The organism is Rhodococcus sp. NFXS4 (genome assembly GCF_058139645.1).
On sequence record NZ_CP192221.1, the window covers coordinates 553,014 to 578,444 of the forward strand.

A 25,431-nucleotide genomic window follows, 5' to 3' on the forward strand; every position below is an offset into this window, starting at 1 on the left:
TCGATGGTCGCTCGGACTCCTTTCCATCAACCGCCACTCATTCTGCAGTCGCGGACGGGTTCTTTCTCCTGCAGCACCATTGCTCTGCTTCTCCAGCTAGATCGGCATTTGGAGAATCATGACTGTTTCGACTTCACACGCATCCACCACCACCACTCTCGGCGACGACGTCGTCATGCTCGGCGGACTCATCTCCGTCGTGCGCACCGACTCGGAGACCACGTACCGCGTCACCGGCAGTGTGGACCTGTCCAACTCGTCCACCTTCTCGGACGTCGTGAGCAACGACGTCGAGGCGGGACGAAGCATCGTGCTCGATTTGTCCGGAGTCGACTTCTTCGGCACCGCAGCACTTTCCGTCGTGGCGGGTCTCGACGACCGCAGCGCGGCGAACGGTTCCCACCTGACCCTCGTGGTCGGCGACGCGGTCACCCGCGTCATGGGTGCCGCTCGGTGGGAGCCCACCGCACGCGTGGTCCGCTGACCACCCTGCACCGAAACTCGGCGTGATCCGGTTCGTCCGGGTCGTCGCTCCCCCCTGCCCCTGTCGCCGGTTCCCGGTGGCAGGGGCAGTGTCATGTCCGGGGCCGTAGGCTCTGACGGCATGGAACCTGTTGCCGCACTGCGAGAGGTGGCGTTCTGGCTCGAGCGGTCGCGGGCCGAGACGCGCCGGGTCAAGGCCTACCGCACCGCCGCCGACGTCCTGGCCGCACTGGACGCCGACAGGATGGCCGAGCTCGCTCGCACCGACGGCTGGACCACCCTGCGCGGCATCGGTCCGAAGACCTCCGCGGTCGCCGCGGCGGCCGCGGCCGGCGAGGTTCCCGAGTACCTCCTGCAACTGCGCGCCGAGGCACAGCCCATCGGTGTCGGCGGCGAGGAACTGCGAACAGCTCTGCGCGGGGATCTGCACACGCACTCCGACTGGTCGGACGGGGGAAGTCCGATCGAGGAGATGGCGGAGACCGCGCGCAGGATCGGGCACGAGTACTGGGTGCTCACCGACCATTCACCGCGTCTGACCGTCGCCCACGGGCTCTCCGCCGACCGACTGCGCGCCCAGCTCGAGGTCATGGGCGAGGTGCAGCGACGCTTCGAGACCGACGGCGGGCGGCCGATGCGGGTGCTGACCGGCATCGAGGTCGACATCCTCGACGACGGGTCGCTGGACCAGGAGCCGGAGCTGCTCGACGACCTCGACATCGTCGTCGCGAGCGTCCACTCCCACCTGCGCGCGGACAGCGCCACGATGACGGCGCGCATGATCGCCGCGGTGACGAACCCGCAGGTCGACGTTCTCGGCCACTGCACCGGCCGTCTCGTCGAGGGCGGACGCGGCACCCGCCCCGAGTCGACGTTCGACGCCCGTGCCGTGTTCGAGGCGTGCCGTGACCACGGGACCGCGGTGGAGATCAACGCGCGTCCCGAGCGCCAGGACCCGCCGGAGCGGTTGATGGAGCTCGCTCTGGAGATCGGCTGCCTGTTCAGCATCGACACCGACGCGCACGCCCCCGGCCAACTGGACTGGCTCGGCCACGGTTGTGCACGTGCCACCGCGGTGGGCGTTCCGCCGGACCGTATCGTCACCACCTGGCCGGTCGACCGGTTGCTGGACTGGGCGTCGTCGGACGGAGCGTGACGCGGACAAGTACCGGTCCCCGAGAGGAAAAGCGGGCAAAGAACGGGCAGAGTGCGTCGAAGGTGGAACAATCGCGAGGTGTTGCTGGGGGCGGAAACGGGTCTGGGGGCGGAGACGTGGTGACGGGAAGCCTGAACTCGGGTGGCCTGAACTCTGGTGGTTCGGACTCGGGCGACGCCGGCGACAGGCGCACCGTTCTGGCAGCGCTGACGGCGATCTCCGAGTCGTCCCAGGACGGTGTCGTGGTCTTCGATCGCAACACCTCCGTGCGGTACGCCAACGCCGCCGCCCGCACCATCCTCGAGTTCCCGGCCCACGAGAACCCGTCCGCGCGAGACCTCGTCGCGGACACGGCGGCCTCGACACTCGACCTCATTCTCGCCGAGCTGAACGCCACGGGAGCCTGGACCGGTCGGATCGCGGTGGGAACTCCGGCCCGACCGATCCTGGTGTCCGCCTGGGTACTCGGACCCACCGACGGCCACGAGGTCGTGGTCGCGACACTCGTGGACGGCTCCGAGCGGCAGGAGCGCGAGGAGGAGCTCGTCGACGCCCTCACCGCCGTCCGCCGCCGAGCGCGCGAGCAGCGCATCGTCGCCGGGCTCAACCGTGCGGCGCTCACCGGATCCTTCGACGACCTCGTGGCCACCGCTCTGCAGTCCATCGTGGACCTTGTCGGTGCCACGCACGCCGTGGTGTTCCGCCGACGCGGTGCGGACCGCCTGGCCGTCCACGCGGCCACCTTCGAGCCGCCGGACGAGGAGACCCTGCCCTCGGGCACCGCGACGCTGGCCGGCTACGCGCTCGAGCGCGAGGAGGTGATCGTGTGCGCGGACACCCGCGACGAGACCCGCTTCGACGTCACCCTGCTGGAGGACCACGACCTCCGCAGCGGTATCGCGGCTCCCGTCCGCGGGGGCGACGGCACGTGGGGTGTCCTCGTCGTCTATCGCACCGAGCCGCACACGCCGTCGGCCGACACGCTGTCCTTCGTCGTCACGGTGGCCGCGGTGCTGGCGTCCGCCGTGCGACGGTCCGACCTCGAACGCGAGCTGCGGTACCGCAGCCTGCACGACCCGCTGACGCAGTTGGCGAATCGCACGCTCGCGTACCAACGCATCGATTCTGCGCTCGGAGTCTCGCGCGAGGACGGCACGCTCACCGCGGTGATCCTGGTGGACCTCCACGACTTCCGCACCATCAACGACAGCTTCGGCCACGGGGCGGGGGACGCGGTGCTCACGGCGGTGGCGCCGATGCTCACCCGCACCGTCAGGCCCTCCGACACCGTCGCCCGCTTCGGCGGCGACGAGTTCCTGCTCGTGTGCCCGGGCCTGCGCAGCACCTTCGACGCCATCGGCGTCGCCCAGGGTGTGCTGGCCATGTTCCGCCGTCCGCTCACCATCGGGAACCGGACGACGACCGTCACCGCCTGCATGGGCATCTCGGTCGGGTACGGCGAGCACACCGCCGCGGAGATGGTCCGCCAGGCGGACGTCGCCATGGGCGGCGCGAAGAAGGAGGGGCCGGGGAGCTACGAGCTGTACGACAAGGTGCAGGGCGGAGAAGCGTTGCGGCGCTTGACCATCGCCTCGGAGCTCCGGTCTGCGATCGAGAACGACGACCTCGACGTGGCGTACCAACCCGTGTTCGACATCCGATCCGGACGCATGACCGGGGTCGAGGCGCTCGCGCGGTGGACCACGTCGAGTCTCGGCGTCGTCGGGCCCGACGAGTTCGTTCCCGCCGCCGAACGCGCGGGCCTGATCGGGCCGCTCGGCAGCTGGGTGCTGCGCCGGGCGTGCACCGAGGCCGCGCGCTGGCAGACCGGTGATCCGGTGGAACTTCGCGTCAACGTCAGTCCGCTGCAGCTTCGTCAGCGCACGTTCGCGTCGTCCCTCGCCGACACGCTCGAGCGGACCGGTCTCGCCCCGGATCTGCTGGGCATCGAGATCACCGAGACCCTGTGGCTCGAGGACACGTCCGCCGTGAAGAACAACCTCGACGAGCTGCACCGGATGGGCATCAAGATCCTGCTGGACGACTTCGGTGTCGGCCACAGCTCGCTGGACTACCTGACGCGCTTCCCGATTCTCGACGCCATCAAGATCGATCGATCGTTCGTCGCCGACCTGCCGACCGAGCAGTCGGAGGCGGTCATCCGCGCCGTCGTGTCGGTGGCCGACGCGTTCGGTCTCGACGTGGTGGGCGAGGGTGTGGAGACCACGGCCCAACTCGACAGCCTCGTCCGGTGCGGATGCGGCTACGCCCAGGGCTACCTGATGGCGCGACCACTACCGCCGGGCGACGTGACCGCCCTGGTGGCGTCCGGGGGTCGGATGAATGTCGATGCCGGACCTGCTCGGTGACCGACGCTTCGACACGTACATGTTCTCGTCCGCGAGCGACCACGACGCGGTGATGCTGCCGGCCTCGGTGACCGTGCTCCAGCCGACCGACATCGGCACGTCCGCCGCGTGGGCGGAGGACTCCAGGGCCGTGAGCATGCCGTCGACGTCGGTGGCGTCGCGGTCGAACACCAGGACTCCGAACTCGTCGCCGCCGAGACGGGCCACGACGTCCGACTCGTGAGCCCACGCCCGCAGCAGTTCGGCGGCGCGTCGGATCACCCGATCTCCCGCGGCATGGCCGTGCCGGTCGTTCACCTGCTTCATCCCGTCGAGGTCGACGACCACCACGGCGCCGGGGTCGGCGAAGCGAGTCCAGCGCGCGTCCTCGGGCTCGAGCACCCGGTTCCATCCCCGCCTGTTGAAGAGTCCGGTGAGAGGGTCGGTCTCCGCCTCGCGCCGAGCCAGTTCGGCGGACCGCTCCGCGACCGCGCGGGCGTGGTCGGTCTCGAACACCGTGGTGAGCAGCCCGGACAGAAGATCGAGCAGCGCGGTCATGCCGGCGGGCAGCGGCCCGCTGATCGGCCGCGAGCCGAAACCGCACATCGTGCCGAACAGCGAGCCGTCCGCCCGCCGGATGGGCACACCGATGTACGACCGGACCGGGTCGTGCCCGGGAACGCCGATGCGCGGGATGCCCGCGTCGTCGAGGTCCTCCACGACGGACGGGATCTCGCCCTCGGTCATCGAATGGCACAGCGACTCGTTCCACCCCACGACGAGGCCGGTGTCGATCCCCAGGCCGTTGGTGTTGGTGCGCAGGAAGATCTGCTTGTCGTCGACGACGCGTGAGACGGCCCAGGCCGTCGCGGGAACGATGCTGTCGAGATACGCGACGACGGCCGCGCCCGCGGCGTCGAAGGTGGAGAGCGCGGAGGGCGGCGGTGCGATCGAGGGGGGACGAGGTGGAACGGTCACGGTCTGTCCTGAGGGCGGAAGGTCGACCGCGGCACCCCCGGAACCGCGTGGCCGGTGAGTCCGGACCGAGTGTCGTCTGTCGGCACCGATTCTAGCCCCCGGCGGGCGAGCACCTACCCTCGAATCATGGCACCGACGTACGCAACAGCCGACCGAGTCGATCTCGATGCCCTGCATCGCTTCGTCGCCGAGCGGCATCACGCCACCCTGGTCACCACGAAGCAGTCCGGTGGACTGCAGATCTCACCCGTGACCTGCGGGCTCGACGCGCAGGGGCGCATCGTCGTCTCGACGTACCCGCAGCGCGCGAAGACCGTGAACATCCGTCGGTCCTCGGCCGTCACGCTCTGCATCCACTCCGACGACTGGAACGGCCCCTACGTGCAGATCGACGGCACCGCGGAGGTCATCGACCTGCCCGACTCCGTCGAGCCGCTCGTGGACTACTACCGGGCGATCGCGGGCGAGCACCCCGACTGGGACGAGTACCGGCAGGCGATGGTGACGCAGGGCAAGTCGATCATCCGGATCGCCATCGACACGTGGGGACCGATCGCGACCGGCGGATTCCCGCCGCCCGCGCAGGATCAGCCGGCCGACGAGTCGAACGGCTGACCCCGGCTCACTCGGCCGCGTCGAGAGCGGTGACGGCCTGGACCACGGCCTCGCAGAACGCGGGGATGTCGTCCGGGTTGCGGCTGGAGATCAGGTTGCCGTCCACGACGACCTCCTCGTCCACCACCGTGCCGCCGGCGTTCCTGATGTCGGTACGCACGCTCGGGTACGAGGTCAGCGTGCGACCGCGTACGACGTCGGCCTCGACGAGCGTCCACGGGCCGTGGCAGATCACCCCCACCGGCTTGCCGGAGTTCACGAAGTCGCGGACGAACGACACCGCGTCGGTGTCGAGGCGCAGCGTGTCGGGGTTGGTCGTTCCACCCGGCAGGACCAGCGCGTCGAAGTCGTCGACGGAGGCCTCGGCGACCAACTGGTCGACGGCGAAGGTGTCGGCAGGTTCGGTGTCGTTCTCGAAGGCCTGGATCTCACCGTGGGTCAGCGAGAGCAGCACCGTGGTCGCTCCGGCCTGATCGAGTGCCTCGCGGGGAGCGGTGAGCTCGATCTGCTCGACACCGTCCGTCGCGAGGAACGCCACGGTGCGGCGGGCCGACCCGGAGTCGGTGTTCGGGGTGTCAGTCATCGTGAACCTCTCTCGTTCTCGCCGTGTCGCGGGACGCGATGCGGCTGTCCCGATCTACCCGGCACCCGGTGGTGGGAAACGGCACACCCTCGGCGGGTTGGATCGGCCCGGGCGCGGGTATCTGCCCTTCGACCGGATGGTGAGCACGTCCGATCGAGGCACCGCTGCGTTCACCGAGAGGTGACGCGGGAGAGGGGAACACCAGTGAGCACACCGACAGTGGACGCGGCCGGAGCGGTCGTGCCCGACACCGCCGGCGATGCCGCCGAGGCACCCGTGATGACCTGCCTCTTCGAGCACACCACGGCGGGAATCGTCCTGATGGTCGCCCTGTGCGCCGGGATGGCGGCCTTCGTGGCGGCCGCGGTGAACTCCTTCGCCCTGGGAGCCCTGGTCGGTGTCCTCATGATCGGTATGGCCGGTATGGCCGTGGTGCTGGTTCCGGTCGAGCGCCGGTAACCTCGGAACGGCCCACGCAGACTCACCGAGGGAGGGAACGACAGATGCCCGATTTCACGAGCCCGGAACTTCCCGTCGAGGACGCTCTCGAGCAGGAGCAGGACACGGTGCAGGACGACGACACCGACGCGGTCACGCCCACGGTCGCCGTGACGTACGACGCCTCCGACGCGGACCTGCTCGAGCAGAGTCGCGACGTCCCGCTCGACGACGAGCACGACCGCTAGGCGCCTCTATTCGTCGACGAGTGGGTGGTCGACCGCGTTGAAGCGTGAGGGCGAACCGCCCGCTTCCGCGACACCGTGGATGCCGCCCCACACCATCATGGTGAGGTAGTCGATGAGGTCCGCTGCCGACATCGACCGGTTCGAGATCCACCAGTGCGTGGCCAACTGGACGCCGCCCACGATCCCGTACGACCAGGGCAGCGAGCCGCCCGAGTCCATCTCCATCCGGCGCAGGCGCTCACCGAGCACCGTCGCCAGCAGTTCGGCGATCATGCGCTCCGACTCGGCGACCACGTCGCGGTTCGGCCCCGAGCTGTTGGACATCGCGTACAGGTAGACCTCGGGGTCGTCCGCGACGGTCTCCACGTACGCGGCGACCACCTGGCGGGTGAGGTTGTACTCGTCGAGCTCGACGCTGATCGCGTCGTAGATCCGCGGTGCGAGAGTCGTCTCCACATATCGCTCGAGCGTCGCGTTGGTCAGATCGTTCTTGTCGTGGAAGTAGCGGTACAGGACGGTCTTCGAGATACCGATCTCGGTGGCGATCTCGTCCATGCCGATGTTGCGGCCGCGCAGCCGGATGGCGGCGAGAGTGCCGTCCACCAGTTCCTCGCGACGGGCGATCTTGTGCTCGCGCCAGCGTCGCTTGCGGCCGTCCGGCTTGTCCGTGCGGGCGTCGGTCGCGGTGTCGTCGGAATCCGGCTTCACCGTCTCGGCCCTGGCGGAACGGGTTCGCCCGGTCTTCCGGGCCCCGGTCTCGTCGGCGTCCTGGTCGGCGGTGTCCCCGTCGCTCTTCCTCGCTGCCGATCTGCTCGCCACGCGCGTGTACTCCGTCCCGATGTCCGACTGCGCTTCTGGCGCACTCGTGTGCGGCGGCGCATGTCACGTCGCCCACTCCAACAGTAGTGCCCGGCGCCGTCGGACCCGCGTCCGGGCGAGACGTCGTCGCCGGTCGGGGCACGAGTCGCACGCCGACCCTGCACAATGGAGTCGGTGCAGCTCATGACATTCGACGAGGACGTCAAACGACGCGACCTCCGCAAGATGAAGATCGTCGCCACCGGCTTCCTGGTGTTCGCCTCCATCGTCTATCTCTTCTGCCGGTGGCAGGAGTCCCGCGGCGCCGGCGGCTGGGTCGGTTTCGTCCGGGCGGCGTCGGAGGCGGGCATGGTCGGCGCGCTCGCCGACTGGTTCGCCGTCACCGCTCTCTTCAAGCACCCCATGGGTCTGAAGATCCCGCACACCGCGATCATCAAGCGGAAGAAGGACCAGCTCGGCACCAGCCTCGGATCGTTCGTCGGGCAGAACTTCCTCGCCGTCGACGTCGTGTCGCAGAAGGTCGAGTCCGCGCGCATCCCGCTGCGCCTCGGCACCTGGCTCGCCGACCCGGCCCACGCCGACCGTGTCGCGGAGGAGACGGCGACCGTGCTGCGCGGCTTCCTCGACGTGCTCGACGACGAGGACATTCAGCAGGTCATCGACAACACCATCGTCAAGCGCCTCGGTGATCCGCAGTGGGGGCCGCCGATCGGACGCGTCCTGGGCTCGCTGCTCGAGGACAACCGGCAGAAACCACTGATCGACCTGCTCGCCGAGCGCGCACACGAATGGGCCCAGAACAGCCTGCCGACCATCGACCGGATCGTGTCGAGGGACTCTCCGTCCTGGTCGCCGAAGTTCGTCGATGTGCTTCTCGGAGAACGCATCCACCGCGAACTCGTGGAGTTCACGTGGAAGGTCCGGTCGAACCCGCAGCACGAGTTGCGGCTCGCGGCCGACAAGTTCCTCACCGACTTCGCCGACGACCTGCAGAACGACCCCGACACCATCGCCAAGGCCGAGTCGATCAAGTCGGAGATCATGGGCCGCGACGAGGTCACCGGCCTCGCGGCGGCATCGTGGAAGGTGGCCAAGCGGCTCATCGTCGACTCGGTGGACGACCCGAAGAGCACCCTGCGCGCCAAGATCAGCGAGAACGTGCAGAAGTTCGGGCTCCGCCTGCGCGACGACGACGCGATGCGCGGCAAGGCGGACGGCTGGCTGATGGCCGGCGTGCGCTACATCGTCGAGAACTACACCGACGAGATCACCACCGTCATCACCGACACCGTCGCCCGATGGGACGCCGACGAGGCCAGCCGCAAGATCGAGCTGCAGGTGGGACGGGACCTGCAGTTCATCCGCATCAACGGCACGGTGGTCGGCTCGCTCGCGGGTCTGGCGATCTACTCGATCTCGCACCTGTTGTTCGGGTAGCCGCCGCGGCCCGTACACGGGGTGCGTGAGGTGCCCACCCCTTTCCGCCGACTGGTCGGGTTGCGCAGCGCCGAGCAGGGTGTGTGGCTGGTCGACACCACCACCGCGTGCCCTCGGGTGTGGGTGCTAGCACAGTGCTTGCAATTGCTAGCACCCTTGGTTATCGTCGTTGGCGAGGCGCATTCGACATGAGTCAGGAGTGTTCGAGATGGCATCCGAGGAGAAGGAAGGCGACGACACCACAGTGGTGTCGGCAGCTGGAGATCTCGCCGCCCGCGTCGTCAGCACGGCGACACAGGACATCGGGAGTTTCATTCGGGCACAGCGAGAGTCGGCCCAGGTGTCCCTGCGGCAACTCGCACTCTCCGCCGGCGTCAGCAATCCCTACCTCAGCCAGATCGAGCGGGGCCTGCGCAAGCCGTCGGCAGAGGTTCTGAGTCAGATCGCCAAGGGTCTTCGTGTGTCCTCGGAGGTCCTGTACGTGCAAGCCGGTCTGCTCGAGGAACGGCCGCACAGTCCCATCATCGACGCGGTGCACGGTGACGACTCCATCACGGAGCGTCAGAAGCAGGTGCTCCTCGAGATCTACTACTCGTTCCGCCGCGAGAACGAGACCGGCACCCCCACGCTGCGATCAGAGATCAACCACGAAACGACATCAGGAGATCACACATGACCGACCCGAAGTTCGACACCGTCAAGACCCCGCTGTTCGCCGCCGTCGGCGCCGGTGACGCCGTGGTCCAGGCCGTGGCCGACGTCGTCGCCCAGGTCCGCCACCGCGCCGAGAGCACGCAGGCCGACGTCAACGACCGCGTCGACACCGCCCGCGCCCGCCTCGCCGACCTGCAGGAAGACGTCACCGAGAGCGTCGAGACGCTCCGCGGACGCCTGAACGCGCTGCCGCAGGAGCTGCCGGACGAGATCGCCGATCTCCGCGAGCGTTTCACCCCCGAGGAGCTCCGCAAGGTCGCCGAGGCCTACCTCAAGGTGGCGTCGGACCTCTACACCGCACTCGCCGAGCGCGGCGAGGAGACGGTCGAGCGCATCCGCAAGAACCCGGCGGTCGAGGACGGTCTCGAGCGCGCCAACGCCGTCGCCAACGACGCTGTCGACCTCACCGAGCAGACCCTCGGCACCGTCGCCTCGCAGACCCGCGCCGTCGGTGAGCGCGCCGCAGCCCTCGCGGGCCGCGCGTCCGATCGTGTGCAGGAAGGTGCCGACGAGGCCACCGACGCGATCAAGGAAGGCGCCGAGGACGCCGTCGACAATGTCGACGAGGCTGCCGACGAGCTGAGCGAGAAGATCGACGAGCTCGGCCAGAAGGCGAAGACCGCAGGCCAGAAGGCGTCGGATCGCGCCTCGGGTGCAGCCGGCACGGTCGAGGGCAAGACGCGCAACAACGCGGGCTCGCCCATCAAGAAGACCCCGGCCACGAAGTCGGCTCCCGCCAAGGCCACCCCGGCCAAGGCCTCGACTCCCGCCCCCGCCAAGAAGGCCACCCCGGCCAAGAAGGCTCCGGCCAAGAAGTCGACCAGCTAGTCGATCGCGACAATTCCGACCCCCGCGCTGACGAAGCGCGGGGGTCGGTGTCGTTTAGGATGACCGCATGCCCATGGCGTACAGCGCGACCAGCGCGATCATGAACATCCTGCAACTCATCGCTCTGGTGGGTGTGGCGTTCGCGCTCTTCCACGCCATCCGCCAGCGCCCCGACGCCTTCACCGCCGCGGACAAGCTGAACAAGCCGGGGTGGGTGGCCATTCTCGCGGTCGCGCTGCTGATCCTGCTCGTCTTCCCGGTGGTGGGCTTCGTCGGCATCATCGCCGTCGTCGCCATCGGTGTGTACCTCGTGGACGTGCGGCCCAAGGTCGACGACATCCAGCGCGGACCGCGCTGGTAGCTAACCCTGGCCGGTGACCGTGAGCCAGAGCAGTGCCGCGTTGAGCGCCACGATCAGGCCGGTGGTGACGACGGCGAGGGCCACGGTGGTCCGTGAGTTGATGCGGGCGCCCATCACCGCGCTGCTGGAGGTCATGCGCACCAGCGGGATCAGCGCGAACGGAATGCACAGGCTCAGCACCACCTGACTCAGCACCAGCGCCAGCGTCGGATCGACGCCGATACCCAGGACCACCAGCGCGGGAATCAACGTGACGACGCGGCGCACCTGGATCGGGATCCGCTTCTGCAACAGTCCCTTCATGATCTCGGCACCGGCGGCGCAGCCCACCGAGGTCGACGCGAGACCCGAGGCGAGCAGGCCGACGGCGAAGATCGCGGCGACCGCGGGCCCGAGATTGTTCTCGATGGCCGCGTGCGCGCCGTCGATGGTGTCGGTGCCCTCCTCGCCGCGGAACGCCGATGCGGCGAGCAGCAGCATGCCGATGTTGACGCTGCCGGCGATGATGAGCGCGAACGTGACGTCCCACTTGGTCGCGCGCAGCAGGCGGTCGAGCTTGCCGGAGTCCTTCTCGACGCCGTGGCGGTCGCGGGCGAGCGCGGAGTGCAGGTAGATGGCGTGCGGCATGACCGTCGCGCCCAGCATGCTGGCCGCGAGCAGGACCGATCCGGAACCGTCGAACCCCGGTACGAGACCGCCGGCGACACCGCCCGCGTCGATGTCGGTGAACAGCAGGCCGGTGAGGAAGCCGATCGTGATGATGGCGAGCATGCCGATGACGACGAACTCGAAGGTGCGCTGACCCCGCCGTGACTGGACGGCCAGGATCACCATCGACACGACGCCGGTGATGAGACCGCCGACGAAGAGCGGAACGCCGAACAGGAGGTTGAGCGCGATGGCGCCGCCGATCACCTCGGCGAGGTCCGTCGCGATCGCCACGGCCTCGGCCTGCACCCAGAACGCCCGGCGGGGCCAGGGACGCATGCGGTCGCCGAGCATCTCCGGCAGTGATCGTCCGGAGACCAGGCCCAGCTTGGCCGAGAGGTACTGGATCAGTACCGCCATCGCATTGGCGGCCACGAGTACCCACACGAGGAGGTAGCCGTAGCGCGCGCCCGCGGTGAGATTCGCGGCGACGTTGCCCGGGTCGACGTAGGCGATGGCGGCGACGAACGCGGGGCCGAGCAGCGTGAACAGCCGGACGGGAGTGATGCCTCCGGATGTGGGTGGACGAGTTCCGATGCGGTCGACCATGACGGAAGTGTAGGGCACCCGGCGCGATCGTGTTCGCCGGGCCGTACCGATAAGTTAGGGCACCCGCATCATGTCTCGTCGTCCACCCATTCGAGCAGGTCACCCGGCTGGCACTCCAGCACCCGGCACATGGTCTCCAGGGTGCTGAACCGCACCGCGCGGGCCCGCCCGTTCTTGAGTACGGCGACGTTGGCGGGGGTCAGTCCGACGCGCTCGGCGAACTCGCCGACGCTCATCTTGCGCTTGGCCAGCTCCACGTCGATGCGGACGACGATGGGCATCAGATGACGCCCTCGAGGTCGGCGCGCAGGTCGCTCGCCTTCCGCAGCAGGGCACGCATGACCATCATCAGCAGTGCGGCGACGCCGACGATCATGCAGAGCAGGAACAGCAGGAGCACGGGCCCCGGATCGTCCGCGCGGAACCCGACGACGAGGAACACGACACCGAGCGACACACCGGCGGCCACGATCGCGCGGACGATCGCGTCGACCCACACGAACGCGGCACCGGAGAAGATGCGATCCCGGCGGACGAGAGTGAGCAGCTTCCAGGTGGCGATGACGACGATCTGCACGCACACCACCCAGAAGATGGTGAGCGCGGTGAGGGGCCATCGGAGGTACGCGGATTCCGGGTTCTCGCGGGCCATGTGCGCGAACTGTCCCGGCAGCGACATGACCTGGAACAGGACGAGCAGGGCGAACAGGCCGGCGAGGAACACCCTGAGTGTCGCGACGACGCGTCTTTCCGTGATCATACATCGAGTATCAGTCAGGATCTATCGAAAATCAATAGGTACTGGTGCGGGAGGGCGGCAGGGTTAAGGTCTGAGGGTGCCGGACTCCCCACTCGACGATGCTCGCTCGCGTGATCCCCGGGATCTCCGCCGAGTCGGCCTGACCGAGTACCGGATCGACGACCTCGCCAGGGAAGCCGGCGTGAGCGTCCGCAACGTGCGCGTCTATCAGGACCGCGGTCTGCTGCCGCCCCCGCGCAAGGTGGGTCGGACGGGCTGGTACGACGAGTCGCACCTCGCTCGGCTGCAGATGATCTCGCGCATGCTCGACCGTGGCTACACCTTCGTCACCATCAGCGAACTCCTCACCGCGGCGCAGTACGGACTCCGCGTCGAGGACGTCCTGGGCACCGAGGATCCCGACGGCGCCGCCAACGTCGACCACCCGGCGCGGCTGACCCGCGACGAGATCGACACCATGTTCGACGGACGGATCAGCGACGACGATCTGACGCGTGCGGAAGCGCTCGACGTCTTCTCCCGCGACGGGGACGGCTACCGCATCGAGAACCCCGCCCTGGTGCGCGCGGCCAAGGTGCTGTTCGACGCGGGTCTCGCGCTGCCGGACATCCTGTCCCGCACCGAGCGCGTCCACCAGGACCTGACGAGCGTGTCCCAGCAGTTCGTGCGTCTGGTCGTCGACAGGTTCGTTCCGGGCGGCGCCGATCCGTTCACGCTCGACCCCAGCGAGCTCTCGGCCATGGCGGACCTCATCACCACCCTGCGTCCGCTGGCCAGCCGTGCCGTGCAGGCGCTCTTCTCCGAGACCATGGACGCCGAGATCGTGCACGCGATGGAGAAGGCGCTCAGCGGCGACGCCGCCACGGAGCACAGCGGCGACGCCGCCACGGCGGACACCGACGACAGTGACGGCAACGGCGCGAGCACCAGCTCGAGCAGCAGGACAGGAGACCGATGAACACTCGTGGTGCAGTGGTGACCGCTGCCGTGGCCGCGGTCGCGGTGGCCGGTGCAGCCTCGATCCGGGCGACTCGACGGGCGTCACCGCCCTCGGCGCGGATGGCGGACACCGATGTACTGCTGGCGCGTCCGGAGCTCACCCCACGGGTGCGCACGGTCGTCGCCGAGGACGGTGCCGCGCTGCACGTGCGCGAGTACGGCGACCCGGACGCCGCCCCGATCGTCCTCAGTCACGGATGGACCTGCTCCGCCGACTTCTGGGCGCCGCAGATCAACGACCTCGCCGGACGGTACCGCGTCGTCGTGTACGACCAGCGCGGGCACGGGGCCAGTGAGGTGGGGACCCGGCCGCTCGGTGCCGACGTCCTGGGGGACGATCTCGCCGCGGTGCTCGAGGCGACGGTCGACTCGGACACCAAGGCCGTCGTCGCCGGACACAGCATGGGCGGCATGTCCGTGATGAGTTGGGCGGCACAGTATCCCGCGCAGGTGCGCCGCTACGTGAAGGCGATACTGCTGGCCAACACGGCCACCGACAGTCTGGTCCGCGAGACCACTGTCATCCCGTTGCCACCCGGTGTCGCGCAGGTGCCGGCGCGGGTGGCGTCGAGCGTGCTCGGATCGGCACTGCCCATCCCGTCGAGTCCGTTCTCCGCTCGTGCTCTGAAGTACGTGACGATGGGCGCCGAGTCCACTCCGGCGCAGGTGGCGTTCTGCGAACGCATCGTGCGCGAGTGCTCCCCTCGAACGCGGGGCATGTGGGGATCGGCGCTGTCCGCGTTGGACATCCACGATGCGCTGGAGAACATCGACGTCCCGACGTCGGTGATCGTCGGCACGCGCGACCGCCTGACGCCGCCGGTGCACGCCCGCAAGCTTGCCGATCAACTCTCCCGCGCCGGAGTGCTGGGCCGGTTCCTCGAACTCGACGGTGTCGGACACATGAGCTCGGTGGAATCGATCGCGGAGTTCGACGCCGAGCTGGTCCGGCTCGCGGAGCTGCCGGCATGAGCGACGACACCAGAGGGGACGCCTACACCGAGCGGCTGCGCGAGCTGCAGGGTGCGCGGTGGAAACGCGTTCTGCGCGTGCAGGCTCCGTATCAGTGGAACATTCGACGCCATCTCGCTGGGCGGCGCGTTCTCGACGTCGGCTGCGGCATCGGCCGGAATCTGCGCAACCTTCCCGCGGGCAGCGTCGGTGTCGATCACAACGTCGCGTCCGTCGAGTTCTGCCGCTCGCAGGGCATGACCGCGTACACACCCGAGGAGTTCCACGCCCTCGGCGACACGGGCTTCGACGGCATGCTCATGGCCCACCTGCTCGAGCACCTGCCGCCGGGCGCGGAGGGTGAGGTGCTGACGGAGTACCTGCCGTGTCTGCAGCCGGACTCCGTCGTCATGATCGTGTGCCCACAGGAAGTCGGGTTCGCCAGCGACCCGACGCACACGAGCTGGTTGGACGCCGCCGACCTGCTCGCCCTCTGCGCTGCCGCCGGCATCGAGCGCACGACGTCCGCCTCGTTCCCGTTCCCGCGTCCGGTGGGAAAGCTGTTCGTCTACAACGAGACCGTCGTGGTGGGTCGAACCCCAGCCGGCTGATACGACCAGCCGTCTAGTCGAACACCACGGTCTTGCGGCCGTGCACCAGCACACGGTCCTCGAGGTGCCAGCGCAGTCCGCGCGCGAGCACCATCTTCTCGATGTCCCGGCCCTGACGGACCATGTCGGCGACCGCGTCCGCATGGTCGATGCGGATGACGTCCTGCTCGATGATGGGTCCGGCATCGAGCTCGGCGGTGACGAAGTGGCACGTCGCGCCGATGAGCTTGACCCCTCGTGCGAACGCCTGGTGATACGGCCGGGCGCCGACGAACGACGGCAGGAAGCTGTGGTGGATGTTGATCGCGCGCCCGGACCAGTGCTCGCACAACGACTCCGGCAGCACCTGCATGAAGCGCGCCAGCACCACCGCGTCGGGGGAGTAGCCGTCGACGAGGTCGCGGAGCGCGTCGAAGGAGGGTCCGCGCTCGCTGGGGTGCTTGGGGAACGGAACATGGTGGAACTGCACACCGTGTGCGCGCGTGACGGATTCGAGATCGGGGTGGTTGCCGATGACCGCTTCGATGGTCGCCGGCAGTTCTCCGCCGGCGGCGCGCCCGAGCAGATCGTGGAGGCAGTGTCCCTCCTTGCTCACCAGGAGCACGACCTTCTTGCGCTCTCCGGAATCGTGCAGCGACCACTCGGATTCCGGGCCGATCTCCGCGGCGACCGCCGCGAACCGTGCGCGCAGCTCGTCGACTCCGATGTCGATCGACGAGGCCGCGACGGCCTGACGGGTGAAGAACCAGCCACTGTCCGCGTCGGCGTGATAGGCGGCCTCGACGATCGAGCCCCCGAGATCGGCCAGGAAGGTCGAGATGCGCGCGACGATGCCCGTGCGGTCGGGGCAGCCCAGGGTGAGGACGTAGCGGCGAGAGTCGGAGCGTGGAGATTCGGGCGGCATGGGCGCCATTGTCTCACTGACACCCGTCCCTTCCTGACCGATCCCGACCGGCCTCCGTCTGGAAAGGTGGAGCGCATGACAACCCTCACGCGCACCGACGTCGCCCGCATGGTCGATCACACTCTGCTCAAGCCCGAGGCGACGGTCGCCGACGTCCGGGCGCTCGTCGCGGAGGCGAAGGATCTGGGCGTCCTCGCGGTCTGCGTGTCGCCGTCGATGCTCCCGGTTCGTGACACGGGTGACCTGGTGGTCGCCGCGGTGGCGGGGTTCCCGTCCGGAAAGCACCACTCGTTGATCAAGGGTTCGGAGGCGCGTCTGGCGGTGCAGCACGGGGCGCGCGAGGTCGACATGGTGATCGACGTCGGCGCCGCGGTGGAGGGTGACTTCAACGCCGTCCTGGCGGACATCATCACCGTCCGGGAGGCGATGGGCGAGAACGCCGTCCTGAAGGTGATCATCGAGTCGGCGGCGCTGCTCGCGTCGGCGGACGGGGAGCGCGCGGTGATCGAGTGCTGCCGGGCGGCGGAGCGGGCCGGCGCGAACTTCGTCAAGACGTCCACGGGGTTCCATCCCGCGGGTGGAGCGTCGACGGAGGCCGTGAGTCTGATGGCCCGCACCGTCGGTGGCCGCCTGGGTGTCAAGGCGTCGGGCGGGATCCGCGATGCGGACACCGCCCGAGCGATGATCGAGGCCGGCGCCACCCGACTGGGCCTGTCCGGGACCCGCAGCGTGTTGGACGGCTTCGCCGACTAGCAGGTGACCTGCTGCTGACCGCCCTGCGCGGCGGGGATCGTGTACTGGCCGCCGCTGAGGGTCATGTGGATCCCGGTGTCGGTCACCTCGAGGGCGTCCGGCGTCATGCCGAGCGGGTACGCCTGCAGGCTGTCCGTGAGCACCGAGACGACGCTGTCCGCGAGGTCGGTGGGAATGCCGATGCCGAGGATCGACGCGTCCGTGGTCTGGACCTCGATCGTGTCGCCCTGCACCACGGGCTTCACGGTGAGTTCCGCGAGTCCACCGACGATGGCGAACTTCAGCGTTCCGGCCGCGGGATCGCTGGTCACACCGGACACGACGCTGCCGACGCCCTGCTCCTGCAGGGTCGCGAGGATGCCGCCGGTCGACCACGTGACGTCGGCCGAACTGCTGCCGATCTGACCGGACGTGGTGTCCGTGGAGGTGAGGTCGACGTCGTTCACGGTCGCCTGGACCTGCATGTCCTGTGCGGGCCCGAACTTCGTGTCGTCGCTCGAGATGTCGACGGACGAGAACTTCTCGGTCGCGAGGGAGAACAGGACGGGCTGCAGGCCGAGGCCGACGTCGATCTGTGAGCCGAGTTCGCTCTCGAACTGGGTCGTGAGGCAGTTCTCGACGCGGTTGCGGGCATAGAACTCGCCACCGACGAGTGCCGCGATGACGACGATGACCAGCACTCCGGCGATGAGAGGCACCCGGGAGCGTCGTCTGGGTGCGGTGTCGTGAGTCATGAAAGACAGTGTGGACGACATCTCTGAGGTTCCTCTGTGGACCGGCCGATCGGGTGCACGGCGACAGCGCCATTTCTCTGTGACGCGTGACACAACCACGTAGGCTCTTCGAGCATGGCGGGCGACGATGTGGCGGAACGTCTGGACGGCGTGGTCGCCGAACAGGACGGGTACTTCACCGCAGCTCACGCGCTCGATGCCGGGTATCTGCCGTCCGAGATCGAGGCGCACGTCGCCGACGGATCCTGGACGCGGGTCGAGACCGATCTGCTCCGGTTGTCGGACTGGCCGAACCACGATCTCGAGGAGTACTCGAAGTGGTGCGTGTGGCTGGGCGCCACCGCGGTGATCTCCCACCAGAGTGCGGCCGAGTTGCACGGCATGGGCAGCCTGCACCCGCAGTTCGTCCACGTCCGGGTCAGCGGGACGGCGCGAGCGCACGACCAGCGCCTCGCGATCCATCGGGGACGCCTGACGGGCGCGGACATCGAGCTCTCCGGTGCCTTCCGCATGACGACGCCGGTGCGCACCGTGCTGGATCTCGCGGCGGGCGGCATCTCGCAGTTCACCCTCGACGAAGTGGTCGCCGACGGTCTGGTGCTCGGACGACTGGTCGTCGACGACCTCTTCGAGCAGGCTGTGGAGTGCGGTGACCGGGTGGCCGAGCGGGTGGAGACGGCGCTGCGCTGAGAGGATGTTCCTCTCATGCGCACGCTGCTGATCGACAACTACGACTCGTTCACCCACAACCTGGCCCAGTACCTGGAGCAGGTGTCCGGCACCGCCCCCATCGTCGTGCACAACGACGTCCCGTGGTCCTCCCTCCCGCTGGACCGGGTGGACGCCGTCGTCGTCTCGCCAGGCCCGGGCCGCCCGAGTCGCCCGGCCGACATGGGCGTCAGCAGCAGGGTGATCCGGGACGGTGGTCTGCCGCTTCTCGGGGTGTGTCTGGGGCATCAGGGCATCGCGGACAGCTGTGGTGGCGTCGTCGATCTGGCACCCGAGCCCATGCACGGCCGGATGTCCGACGTGCGGCACGACGGCACCGATCTCTTCGCCGGCCTGCCGTCGCCCCTGCGCGTGGTGCGGTACCACTCCCTCACCGTCACGGCCCTGCCCGACGAGCTCGAGGCGACGGCGTGGACCGACGACGGGGTGATGATGGCGCTGCGTCATCGGTCACGGCCGCTGTGGGGAGTGCAGTTCCATCCCGAGTCGATCGGCACGGAACGTGGACTGCAGGTGATCGCCAACTTTCTCGACCTCGCGCGGGACGCCCGCCCGAGCACCCACACCTCCGCGCCGACCGTGGCGCCGCGTGACCCGGTCGTGCGCGACCCCCGCTACCGGGTGCTCGTGCGCCGTCTCGACGTGCTACCGGACCCCGAGGAGGTGGCGCGCCCACTCCGCGGACGGTCCACGTTCTGGCTCGACTCGAGCGCCGAGCTCGACGGCAGTGCCCGGTTCTCCTACCTCGGACCCGGTGACGGCCCACTGGCGGAGGACGTGTCGTACGACGTCGCCACCTCGTGCGTGACGACGACGACCGCCGACGGCACGACCGAGGAGACGGTCACGTCGTTCCTCGACCACCTCGGGGAACAGATCGCGGCGCGGGCCGTCGACCGGGTGCCCGCGGTGCCGTTCGACTTCGCCCTCGGCTACGTCGGTCACCTCGGCTACGAACTCAAGGCCGAGACGGGCGGAGCGGCGGCGCATGCGTCGCCGACGGCCGATGCGCGAATGATGTTCGCGGACAGGCTCATCGCGCTCGACCACCGCGATCGGTGCACCTATCTGCTCACCCTCACACTCGTCGGTGGCGACGACACCGCGGCGCTCGGATGGTTGAACGAGACCGCCGCGGCCGTGACCGCGCTGCCCCGCTCGGAGCGCGGTCGCCCGGCCGTGTCCGACACCCCCCTCGGCGCGCTGCCGTCGGTGATCGACACCCGGCACGACGACGGGGCGTATCGCGCGGCGATCGCGGACTGCCTGGAGCAGATCACGATGGGGGAGAGCTACGAGATCTGTCTGACCAACGAGATGAGCGTGCCGTTCGACGGCGACGCCGCCGACCTCTACCTCGCGGTGCGGCGCGCCAGTCCCGCCCCGTACGCGGCGTTCCTGCGTTTCCCCGGGCTGGCGATACTCAGCGCGTCACCGGAGCGCTTCCTGCGGATCACGGCGTCGGGCGTCGTGGACTCCAAGCCCATCAAGGGAACTCGGGCTCGCGGGCGCTCGCCGGCGGAGGACGCGGCCGCGCGCCTCGACCTGGCGACGAGCGAGAAGGACCGCGCCGAGAACATCATGATCGTCGATCTGGTCCGCAACGACCTGAATCAGGTGTGCGTGCCCGGGTCGGTGCACGTGCCGGTGCTCTTCGACGTGGAGAGCCACACCCATGTGCACCAACTGGTCTCGACGGTCGAGGGTCGGGTGCGCCCGGGGCTCTCGGCCGTCGACTGTGTGCGCGCGGCGTTCCCGGGCGGATCGATGACCGGCGCCCCGAAGCGCCGCACGATGGAGATCATCGACCGCCTCGAGGGCGGGCCGCGCGGCGTGTACTCCGGTGCGCTGGGCTGGTTCTCGCTCACCGGCGCGGCGGACCTGTCCATCGTCATCCGGACCGTGGTGCTCGCGGACGGCCGGGCGTCGGTGGGAGCGGGCGGCGCCGTCGTCTCGCTGTCCGACCCGCAGGACGAGGTGGACGAGATGCACCTCAAGGCCGACGCGCTACTGCGTGTCCTCGGCGGGAGCGACGGCCGACCACGGTAACGCGAGCACGTTGTCCCGCAGTCGTCGGCGCGGCACGGTGACCGGAAGTCCCTGCGCCGCCAGGGCTGTCAGCGCCGCACGCCACCGCACGCGGGGTCCGAACGGTGCCAGCGGCGCCGCCACGTCCCACGCCCGATCGGCCGCCCGCAGCACCTCGTGCACGCGCTCGCCCGCGACGTTGCGGTGGATCAGGACCTTCGGCAGCCGCTCCGCGATATCCGACGGCCGCTCCACCGTGAACGGATCCCAGGCGAGGGTCAGACTGCGCGGTCCCGACGCGTCCACGGTGACCCACGTGGCCCGACGCCCCAGTTCGTCGCACGTGCCGTCGACGAGGAGGCCGCCGTCCGCGAGAGCGGAGGTGATGCGTGCCCACGCACCCGGTACCGCGTCCTCGGGATACTGACGCAGCACGTTGAACGCGCGCACCAGGTGTGGCCGCAGTCCCGCGAGTTCGAAGCCGCCGCGGCGGAAGGAGACACCGTCCCGATCGGGGACGACGCGGGACGGCTCGATCTCCAGCCCGACGACGGCGACGTCCGCACGGACGGTGCGCAGTCGCGCGGCCAACTCCAGAGTGGTGACCGGACTGGCGCCGTAGCCCAGGTCGACGACCAGGGGACGCGTCGCGCCGCGGAGCAACGCTCGGACGTCGGGATCGTGCACCAGTCGGCGATCACTGCGCCGCAACCGGTTGATGTTGGTCGTCCCGCGAGTGACCACACCCTCCGGACCGATCCGGGAGATCACAGTGCCCAGCAGTTCGTTCCGCTCATCCCGACCGCCTCCGGCCTACCCGCCGGTCAGGCGTTCTTCGTGAGCCAGTCGTGCGTGACCTCGCCCTCGCCCCGCCACAGATCGACGAGGTTGACGAGCATCAACTGTTCGAGCTTTCCGCCGATGAAGGGGATGTACACCTTGGCCTCGGACGTGGTGCGCAACGTGGAGCCGGCCTCGGTGGCGAAGAGGGACGTCGTGCCGGTGAGGCTGCCCGGGCCGGCGGGAATCGACGCGTCGTACTTCCCGGCGGTGGTCTCCGAGTACGCGTCGTGATGGATGTTGCGGGTGATGACCATGTCCTTCTTCATCACCGCCTGCGCGACGTCGGGCAGCGTGTCGCGCGGAATGATGTGCCGCATGACCACGTCGACACCGTCCGCCGTGACCTCGAAGCGCGTGAGCTCGTTCTCCGAGTACTTGCGCAGCTCCTCGATCACCGCGTCCCAGTAGTCACGCGTCGTCAGCGCCCCGTACACCTGCTCTGTGGTGAACGGGAGACGAGCCGAGTAGTTCATGCGACGTGCCATGGTCGATGAGGTTACCGGTGAGTCAGAGGTGCTCCGGCGCCCAGGTGTCGGTGAACTCCTGCTCGGCGTCGATCAGCGCGAGAACCTGCTCGATGACCGCCTGCTCGATCTTGCCGCCGAAGATCGGTACCTTGACCTCGGCCTGACCCGTCGCCGTCAGGCTCGAGGCGGAGCCCTTCGAGCGCAGTGCCAGGGTGCCCGTGATGGACGCCGGGGCGCCCTCGACCTTGGCCTCGAATGTGCCCGAGGCACCCTGCGCGTCGAGGGAACCCCACGACTCGGTCCGGTGGATGATCAGATCGCCCGGGCGGATGCTGGTGATGGCGCCGGGCAGGAACTCCTCCGCGATGGCCTGGGTCATCGACACCGACACCGTGCGGCTGTCCGCGTCGTCGCCTGCGACGGTCACGTCGTTCAGCTGTGCCTTGGGGCCGCCGACGGCCTCGAGCCGATCGGTCCAGTACTGCTCGGTGGTGAGGGCGGCGTGGACGTCGGACGCGGCGAGCGTGGACGGAACCGTGTGATCGAACCTGCGTGGCATGAGCTGAGATTAACTCTGTGCGGCGCGCTCGGACCGCAGCGGGTGGCCCTTCGACGTGAGGCACTTGCCCGTCTCGAGGTTCCAGTCCCAGCCGTGCAGATTGCACGTGAGCGTGGTGCCCTCGATGACACCGAACTTCGACAGATCCGCCTTGAGATGCGGGCAGCGCCGCTGGATCTCCCAGCCGTCCTTGACGATGGTGGCCGTGTCGTCGTGTGCCTCGGCGAACCAGCCGTCCGCGTAGGCGATGCGCTCGTCGGTGAGGCACTTGAAGAACGTGTACAGGAACTCGTTGTAGCCACCGACCCGCTTCGCCCGGAACCGCGTCGACAGGAAGATCGAGTTGACCCAGTCGGACTCCCCGTCCCGCAGCACCGTGCGGACCAGCTCGGCCGGGATCTCGAACGTGTAGCGGAACTTCTCGTCCTGGATCGGTTCGCGCACGATGCGTTTCGGAAAATCGAGCACCACTCTGTCGGCAGCCACCGGAGGTCGACCGGCCTCCGGCCTGCCCGTCAGATTCAGCTCCACCGGGTAGCCGATGCCGTCGGAGATCTGGTCGGTCTGCGCCATGATCGGCTCGAACAGTGCGCGCAACGGCCCCAGCAGCGGCTCGCCCGCCGCGGTCGCCCACGATGCCTTCTCGGCCGCGATGACGTCGGCCTGGCGCTGCGCGTACGCCTCGATGTAGTCGGCCTTGCCGGTGGTGAAGATGGCCTCCACCTCGTCGGTGGGCAGCGGGTGCGCCAGCTCGTTCAGGTCGGAACCCGAGAAGTCCGCCGTGGTTCCCGGCATCATCAGCAGGCCCTTGTCGTGGCCGTGGCGGCGCATCTGGTCGAGGAACACCATCTGGTCGGGGAAGATGTTCGCCGGATCGCCGTAGACGTCGTTGAGCGAGCGCAGCTCGTCGTCGAGGAAGCACGGGGGACCTGCGGACGGAATGACCCACGTGGCGCCGACCTGCTCGATGTACTGCCGACACCGGTCCATCTGACGCTGCCGCTTCTGCGTCCCGAACGCGTCCTTGGCGCGCTGCGGCATGTCGTAGACCATCGGGTACCAGATGGCGCCGGAGTACTGCAGCATGTGGACGTCGATGTGTCCGAAGGCCTCGGTCATCATGTCCAGGTCGACCGGCCGGGCGTCGTTCATGTTGAACGCGGTGGTCTCACCGTCGCTCACCACCAGACCCGAGTCGCCGATGGGTCCGTCGGCAGGAGCGCGAAGCGCCACGATCATGACGTCGAGGTCGCCCTTGGGGCCGGACACCGTGTGCTTGACCGAGTCGGTCGTCTCGAAGAACGTGGTGAAACCGAGCTTCTCCAGCTCCGTGCGCAGGTCCGGCACCGGGTAGTCGGGGAGCAGCACGACCGCGTCCTTGTTGACGTGCTTCGCCAGGTGCTTCGGATCGAAGTGGTCCTTGTGCAGATGCGAGACGTACAGGTAGTCGCAGTTGCCGAGCTCGTCCCAGTCGAGCTGGGAGTTGTCGGGGAACGGGAACCAGGACGTGAAGTACGCGGGGTTGACCCACGGATCGCACAGGATGGACCCCGCAGACGTCTGGATGTGAAATCCCGCGTGTCCGACACTGGTGACCTGCACGTGAATCCTCCCGAAATATGGAACCTGGTTCGGTGACCATGGTAGGCGTGCACACCCGGTGCTCACGACGAGGCGGGGGCAGCGCCGGGTAGCGTTCACCCCCGTGACGAGCAGTCCCCTCCAGTCCGCGACGGCTCCGGAGACCGGCGATCCCGGCTCCGCGACGGCCGTGCACCGCCCCGTGTCCTTCGCCGACCTCACCACGATCCACGTCGGTGGCCCCGTCGGACGTCTCGTCGAGGCGACCACCTCGCAGGAGCTCGTCGACGCCGTACGCAGCGCCGACGCGGCCGGAACTCCGGTGCTCGTCATCGGCGGCGGCTCGAACCTGCTGGTCGGAGACGACGGTTTCGACGGCACCGTCGTCCGCGTCGCGACGTCCGGGCTCCGGGTCGAGGGCACCAGGATGCACGTGGACGCCGGAGTCGAGTGGGATCTGGTCGTCCGCACCGCGCTCGATCACGGGCTCGCCGGCATCGAGGCACTCTCCGGCATCCCGGGCAGCACCGGCGGAACGCCCGTGCAGAACGTCGGCGCGTACGGCGCCTCCACCTCGGACTGGCTCGAGTCGGTGACGGTGCTCGACCGGGAGAGCGGGGAGGTCGAGGTGTGGGACAACGCACGCTGCGGCTTCGGCTCGCACCGGTCGTCGGCCTTCAAGCACACCGATCGCTACGTCGTGGTGGATGTCACGTTCGCGCTCCGACGCAGCGACGTGTCGGCGCCGGTGCGGTACGCGGCGCTCGCCGAGCGGCTCGGCGTGCGCATCGGAGAGAGCGTCTCGGCGCGCGAGGTGCGCGATGCCGTGATCGCTCTGCGGACCGATCGCGGCATGGTGTGGGACGAGGCGGAGCACGACTCGTGGAGTGTCGGGTCCTTCTTCCTGAACCCGATCGTGTCGTCCGTACCGCCCGAGGCACTCGGATCGCCGCAGTTCACGGACCCGAAGGGCATCAAGCTCAGTGCTGCCTGGCTCATCGAGCACGCCGGGTTCTCCCGCGGGTACGGCGAGCGCGTCGGCACCGGACGGGCCACCCTCTCCACCCGCCACGTCCTGGCCGTCACCAATCGGGGCGGCGCGAGTGCAGCGGACGTCACCGCCCTCGCGTCACACGTGCGCGCGGGTGTGCAGGAGAAGTACGGCATCACGCTGACCCCCGAGTGCCGCCTGGTGAACTGCACGCTCGACTGATCGGTCTGTTGCCACAGGTAACGTCGTCCCCGTG

General features: G+C 68.9%; 29 protein-coding genes. 17 read left to right on the forward strand and 12 right to left on the reverse strand.

The window, feature by feature from the left end:
• Nucleotides 1-118: 118 nt before the first annotated feature.
• The 3 genes from J4E04_RS02670 (at nt 119) to J4E04_RS02680 (ending at nt 4,008) form a co-directional block, all read left to right on the forward strand.
• On the forward strand, nt 119-484 hold the full coding sequence (locus J4E04_RS02670; RefSeq protein ID WP_037186133.1) for an STAS domain-containing protein: 366 nt from the start codon (nt 119-121) through the stop codon (nt 482-484).
• Nucleotides 485-604: 120 nt separating this feature from the next.
• Nucleotides 605-1,639 carry a PHP domain-containing protein gene (locus J4E04_RS02675; protein ID WP_490149846.1) on the forward strand — a complete coding sequence of 345 codons (1,035 nt, stop codon included), beginning with the start codon at nt 605-607 and terminating at the stop codon, nt 1,637-1,639.
• 119 nt (nt 1,640-1,758) lie between these two features.
• Complete coding sequence (locus tag J4E04_RS02680) at nt 1,759-4,008, forward strand: EAL domain-containing protein (RefSeq protein ID WP_328811171.1); 2,250 nt, start codon at nt 1,759-1,761, stop codon at nt 4,006-4,008.
• Here the strand turns inward: J4E04_RS02680 and J4E04_RS02685 are convergent.
• Entirely contained in the window at nt 3,934-4,965 is a 1,032-nt protein-coding gene (locus tag J4E04_RS02685) for a sensor domain-containing diguanylate cyclase (RefSeq protein ID WP_222646266.1), read from the reverse strand. The genes J4E04_RS02680 and J4E04_RS02685 overlap by 75 nt on opposite strands.
• Before the next feature lie 126 nt (nt 4,966-5,091).
• Between J4E04_RS02685 and J4E04_RS02690 the strand changes: the two genes are divergently transcribed.
• Entirely contained in the window at nt 5,092-5,580 is a 489-nt protein-coding gene (locus J4E04_RS02690; RefSeq protein ID WP_037186134.1) for a PPOX class F420-dependent oxidoreductase, read from the forward strand.
• Between the two features lie 7 nt (nt 5,581-5,587).
• On the opposite strand, the gene J4E04_RS02695 is transcribed toward J4E04_RS02690, so the two are convergent.
• Nucleotides 5,588-6,163: a type 1 glutamine amidotransferase domain-containing protein gene (locus J4E04_RS02695; protein WP_155957057.1), complete on the reverse strand. Its 576-nt coding sequence runs from the start codon at nt 6,161-6,163 to the stop codon at nt 5,588-5,590.
• A gap of 204 nt (nt 6,164-6,367) precedes the next feature.
• Between J4E04_RS02695 and J4E04_RS02700 the strand changes: the two genes are divergently transcribed.
• Nucleotides 6,368-6,622, forward strand: coding sequence for a hypothetical protein (locus J4E04_RS02700; RefSeq protein ID WP_155957058.1), 255 nt, complete (start codon nt 6,368-6,370; stop codon nt 6,620-6,622).
• A 44-nt stretch (nt 6,623-6,666) separates the two neighbouring features.
• Nucleotides 6,667-6,849, forward strand: coding sequence for an Rv3202a family protein (locus J4E04_RS02705; protein ID WP_056441560.1), 183 nt, complete (start codon nt 6,667-6,669; stop codon nt 6,847-6,849).
• Nucleotides 6,850-6,855: 6 nt separating this feature from the next.
• Here J4E04_RS02705 and J4E04_RS02710 read toward each other — a convergent pair whose 3' ends face one another.
• Nucleotides 6,856-7,557: a TetR/AcrR family transcriptional regulator gene (locus J4E04_RS02710; RefSeq protein ID WP_027506322.1), complete on the reverse strand. Its 702-nt coding sequence runs from the start codon at nt 7,555-7,557 to the stop codon at nt 6,856-6,858.
• A 276-nt stretch (nt 7,558-7,833) separates the two neighbouring features.
• Between J4E04_RS02710 and J4E04_RS02715 the strand changes: the two genes are divergently transcribed.
• The 4 genes from J4E04_RS02715 (at nt 7,834) to J4E04_RS02730 (ending at nt 11,008) form a co-directional block, all read left to right on the forward strand.
• A complete protein-coding gene (locus tag J4E04_RS02715; protein WP_027506323.1) occupies nt 7,834-9,105 on the forward strand; it encodes a DUF445 domain-containing protein in 1,272 nt (423 codons plus the stop codon).
• 208 nt (nt 9,106-9,313) lie between these two features.
• The gene (locus J4E04_RS02720) at nt 9,314-9,781 is read left to right on the forward strand and encodes a helix-turn-helix domain-containing protein (RefSeq protein ID WP_037186255.1); all 468 of its coding nucleotides are present in this window, start codon (nt 9,314-9,316) and stop codon (nt 9,779-9,781) included.
• On the forward strand, nt 9,778-10,647 hold the full coding sequence (locus tag J4E04_RS02725; protein WP_056441562.1) for a heparin-binding hemagglutinin: 870 nt from the start codon (nt 9,778-9,780) through the stop codon (nt 10,645-10,647). The genes J4E04_RS02720 and J4E04_RS02725 overlap by 4 nt, the downstream gene beginning before the upstream one ends.
• Before the next feature lie 67 nt (nt 10,648-10,714).
• Nucleotides 10,715-11,008 (forward strand): DUF2516 family protein, encoded by a 294-nt coding sequence (locus J4E04_RS02730; RefSeq protein ID WP_027506325.1) that lies wholly within the window; start codon nt 10,715-10,717, stop codon nt 11,006-11,008.
• Here J4E04_RS02730 and J4E04_RS02735 read toward each other — a convergent pair whose 3' ends face one another.
• The 3 genes from J4E04_RS02735 to J4E04_RS02745 form a co-directional block, all read right to left on the reverse strand.
• A complete protein-coding gene (locus J4E04_RS02735) occupies nt 11,009-12,265 on the reverse strand; it encodes an Nramp family divalent metal transporter (RefSeq protein WP_490149847.1) in 1,257 nt (418 codons plus the stop codon).
• Between the two features lie 68 nt (nt 12,266-12,333).
• Nucleotides 12,334-12,546, reverse strand: coding sequence for a helix-turn-helix domain-containing protein (locus J4E04_RS02740; protein WP_027506327.1), 213 nt, complete (start codon nt 12,544-12,546; stop codon nt 12,334-12,336).
• Nucleotides 12,546-13,025, reverse strand: coding sequence for a DUF2975 domain-containing protein (locus J4E04_RS02745; RefSeq protein ID WP_027506328.1), 480 nt, complete (start codon nt 13,023-13,025; stop codon nt 12,546-12,548). Before J4E04_RS02745 ends, J4E04_RS02740 begins: the two co-directional genes overlap by 1 nt.
• Nucleotides 13,026-13,164: 139 nt before the next feature.
• Between J4E04_RS02745 and J4E04_RS02750 the strand changes: the two genes are divergently transcribed.
• The 3 genes from J4E04_RS02750 to J4E04_RS02760 are packed head-to-tail and all read left to right on the forward strand — an operon-like array spanning nt 13,165 to nt 15,586.
• A complete protein-coding gene (locus J4E04_RS02750) occupies nt 13,165-13,983 on the forward strand; it encodes a MerR family transcriptional regulator (protein ID WP_490150490.1) in 819 nt (272 codons plus the stop codon).
• The gene (locus tag J4E04_RS02755; protein ID WP_490149848.1) at nt 13,980-14,996 is read left to right on the forward strand and encodes an alpha/beta fold hydrolase; all 1,017 of its coding nucleotides are present in this window, start codon (nt 13,980-13,982) and stop codon (nt 14,994-14,996) included. The genes J4E04_RS02750 and J4E04_RS02755 overlap by 4 nt, the downstream gene beginning before the upstream one ends.
• A complete protein-coding gene (locus J4E04_RS02760; RefSeq protein ID WP_222631965.1) occupies nt 14,993-15,586 on the forward strand; it encodes a class I SAM-dependent methyltransferase in 594 nt (197 codons plus the stop codon). The genes J4E04_RS02755 and J4E04_RS02760 overlap by 4 nt, the downstream gene beginning before the upstream one ends.
• Before the next feature lie 13 nt (nt 15,587-15,599).
• Here J4E04_RS02760 and purU read toward each other — a convergent pair whose 3' ends face one another.
• Nucleotides 15,600-16,490, reverse strand: coding sequence for a formyltetrahydrofolate deformylase (gene purU / locus J4E04_RS02765; protein ID WP_490149849.1), 891 nt, complete (start codon nt 16,488-16,490; stop codon nt 15,600-15,602).
• 75 nt (nt 16,491-16,565) lie between these two features.
• Here purU and deoC point away from each other — a divergent pair, with 75 nt between their 5' ends.
• Nucleotides 16,566-17,243, forward strand: a complete 678-nt coding sequence (gene deoC / locus J4E04_RS02770) for a deoxyribose-phosphate aldolase (protein ID WP_037186135.1) — start codon at nt 16,566-16,568, stop codon at nt 17,241-17,243.
• On the opposite strand, the gene J4E04_RS02775 is transcribed toward deoC, so the two are convergent.
• Nucleotides 17,240-17,977: an LmeA family phospholipid-binding protein gene (locus J4E04_RS02775; protein WP_027506333.1), complete on the reverse strand. Its 738-nt coding sequence runs from the start codon at nt 17,975-17,977 to the stop codon at nt 17,240-17,242. The two genes, deoC and J4E04_RS02775, sit on opposite strands and share 4 nt — an antisense overlap.
• Nucleotides 17,978-18,091: 114 nt before the next feature.
• Between J4E04_RS02775 and J4E04_RS02780 the strand changes: the two genes are divergently transcribed.
• Entirely contained in the window at nt 18,092-18,667 is a 576-nt protein-coding gene (locus J4E04_RS02780; RefSeq protein WP_051613467.1) for a type IV toxin-antitoxin system AbiEi family antitoxin domain-containing protein, read from the forward strand.
• 15 nt (nt 18,668-18,682) lie between these two features.
• A complete protein-coding gene (gene pabB, locus J4E04_RS02785) occupies nt 18,683-20,755 on the forward strand; it encodes an aminodeoxychorismate synthase component I (protein WP_490149850.1) in 2,073 nt (690 codons plus the stop codon).
• Here the strand turns inward: pabB and J4E04_RS02790 are convergent.
• From J4E04_RS02790 to J4E04_RS02805, 4 genes are read right to left on the reverse strand one after another with little or no spacing between them, the layout of a single operon-like run.
• Complete coding sequence (locus J4E04_RS02790) at nt 20,714-21,505, reverse strand: class I SAM-dependent methyltransferase (RefSeq protein ID WP_490149851.1); 792 nt, start codon at nt 21,503-21,505, stop codon at nt 20,714-20,716. The two genes, pabB and J4E04_RS02790, sit on opposite strands and share 42 nt — an antisense overlap.
• A gap of 53 nt (nt 21,506-21,558) precedes the next feature.
• On the reverse strand, nt 21,559-22,062 hold the full coding sequence (locus tag J4E04_RS02795; RefSeq protein WP_027506337.1) for a DUF2505 domain-containing protein: 504 nt from the start codon (nt 22,060-22,062) through the stop codon (nt 21,559-21,561).
• 22 nt (nt 22,063-22,084) lie between these two features.
• Nucleotides 22,085-22,603: a DUF2505 domain-containing protein gene (locus tag J4E04_RS02800; RefSeq protein WP_056441577.1), complete on the reverse strand. Its 519-nt coding sequence runs from the start codon at nt 22,601-22,603 to the stop codon at nt 22,085-22,087.
• Nucleotides 22,604-22,612: 9 nt separating this feature from the next.
• Nucleotides 22,613-24,205 carry a Rieske 2Fe-2S domain-containing protein gene (locus J4E04_RS02805; RefSeq protein WP_490149852.1) on the reverse strand — a complete coding sequence of 531 codons (1,593 nt, stop codon included), beginning with the start codon at nt 24,203-24,205 and terminating at the stop codon, nt 22,613-22,615.
• Between the two features lie 169 nt (nt 24,206-24,374).
• On the opposite strand from J4E04_RS02805, the gene J4E04_RS02810 reads away from it, so the two are divergent.
• On the forward strand, nt 24,375-25,397 hold the full coding sequence (locus tag J4E04_RS02810; protein WP_490150491.1) for a UDP-N-acetylmuramate dehydrogenase: 1,023 nt from the start codon (nt 24,375-24,377) through the stop codon (nt 25,395-25,397).
• Nucleotides 25,398-25,431 lie beyond the last annotated feature (34 nt).

Bases quoted from the DNA above. Each gene is read 5' to 3' on its own strand.
- purU (WP_490149849.1), bottom strand. From the start codon at position 16,490: ATGCCGCCCGAATCTCCACGCTCCGACTCTCGCCGCTACGTCCTCACC.
- J4E04_RS02735 (WP_490149847.1), bottom strand. From the start codon at position 12,265: ATGGTCGACCGCATCGGAACTCGTCCACCCACATCCGGAGGCATCACT.
- J4E04_RS02730 (WP_027506325.1), top strand. From the start codon at position 10,715: ATGCCCATGGCGTACAGCGCGACCAGCGCGATCATGAACATCCTGCAA.
- J4E04_RS02715 (WP_027506323.1), top strand. From the start codon at position 7,834: ATGGAGTCGGTGCAGCTCATGACATTCGACGAGGACGTCAAACGACGC.
- J4E04_RS02725 (WP_056441562.1), top strand. From the start codon at position 9,778: ATGACCGACCCGAAGTTCGACACCGTCAAGACCCCGCTGTTCGCCGCC.
- J4E04_RS02695 (WP_155957057.1), bottom strand. From the start codon at position 6,163: ATGACTGACACCCCGAACACCGACTCCGGGTCGGCCCGCCGCACCGTG.
- J4E04_RS02775 (WP_027506333.1), bottom strand. From the start codon at position 17,977: ATGACTCACGACACCGCACCCAGACGACGCTCCCGGGTGCCTCTCATC.
- J4E04_RS02670 (WP_037186133.1), top strand. From the start codon at position 119: ATGACTGTTTCGACTTCACACGCATCCACCACCACCACTCTCGGCGAC.
- J4E04_RS02720 (WP_037186255.1), top strand. From the start codon at position 9,314: ATGGCATCCGAGGAGAAGGAAGGCGACGACACCACAGTGGTGTCGGCA.
- J4E04_RS02760 (WP_222631965.1), top strand. From the start codon at position 14,993: ATGAGCGACGACACCAGAGGGGACGCCTACACCGAGCGGCTGCGCGAG.
- deoC (WP_037186135.1), top strand. From the start codon at position 16,566: ATGACAACCCTCACGCGCACCGACGTCGCCCGCATGGTCGATCACACT.
- J4E04_RS02780 (WP_051613467.1), top strand. From the start codon at position 18,092: ATGGCGGGCGACGATGTGGCGGAACGTCTGGACGGCGTGGTCGCCGAA.
- pabB (WP_490149850.1), top strand. From the start codon at position 18,683: ATGCGCACGCTGCTGATCGACAACTACGACTCGTTCACCCACAACCTG.
- J4E04_RS02795 (WP_027506337.1), bottom strand. From the start codon at position 22,062: ATGGCACGTCGCATGAACTACTCGGCTCGTCTCCCGTTCACCACAGAG.
- J4E04_RS02690 (WP_037186134.1), top strand. From the start codon at position 5,092: ATGGCACCGACGTACGCAACAGCCGACCGAGTCGATCTCGATGCCCTG.
- J4E04_RS02705 (WP_056441560.1), top strand. From the start codon at position 6,667: ATGCCCGATTTCACGAGCCCGGAACTTCCCGTCGAGGACGCTCTCGAG.
- J4E04_RS02745 (WP_027506328.1), bottom strand. From the start codon at position 13,025: ATGATCACGGAAAGACGCGTCGTCGCGACACTCAGGGTGTTCCTCGCC.
- J4E04_RS02740 (WP_027506327.1), bottom strand. From the start codon at position 12,546: ATGCCCATCGTCGTCCGCATCGACGTGGAGCTGGCCAAGCGCAAGATG.
- J4E04_RS02675 (WP_490149846.1), top strand. From the start codon at position 605: ATGGAACCTGTTGCCGCACTGCGAGAGGTGGCGTTCTGGCTCGAGCGG.
- J4E04_RS02800 (WP_056441577.1), bottom strand. From the start codon at position 22,603: ATGCCACGCAGGTTCGATCACACGGTTCCGTCCACGCTCGCCGCGTCC.
- J4E04_RS02755 (WP_490149848.1), top strand. From the start codon at position 13,980: ATGAACACTCGTGGTGCAGTGGTGACCGCTGCCGTGGCCGCGGTCGCG.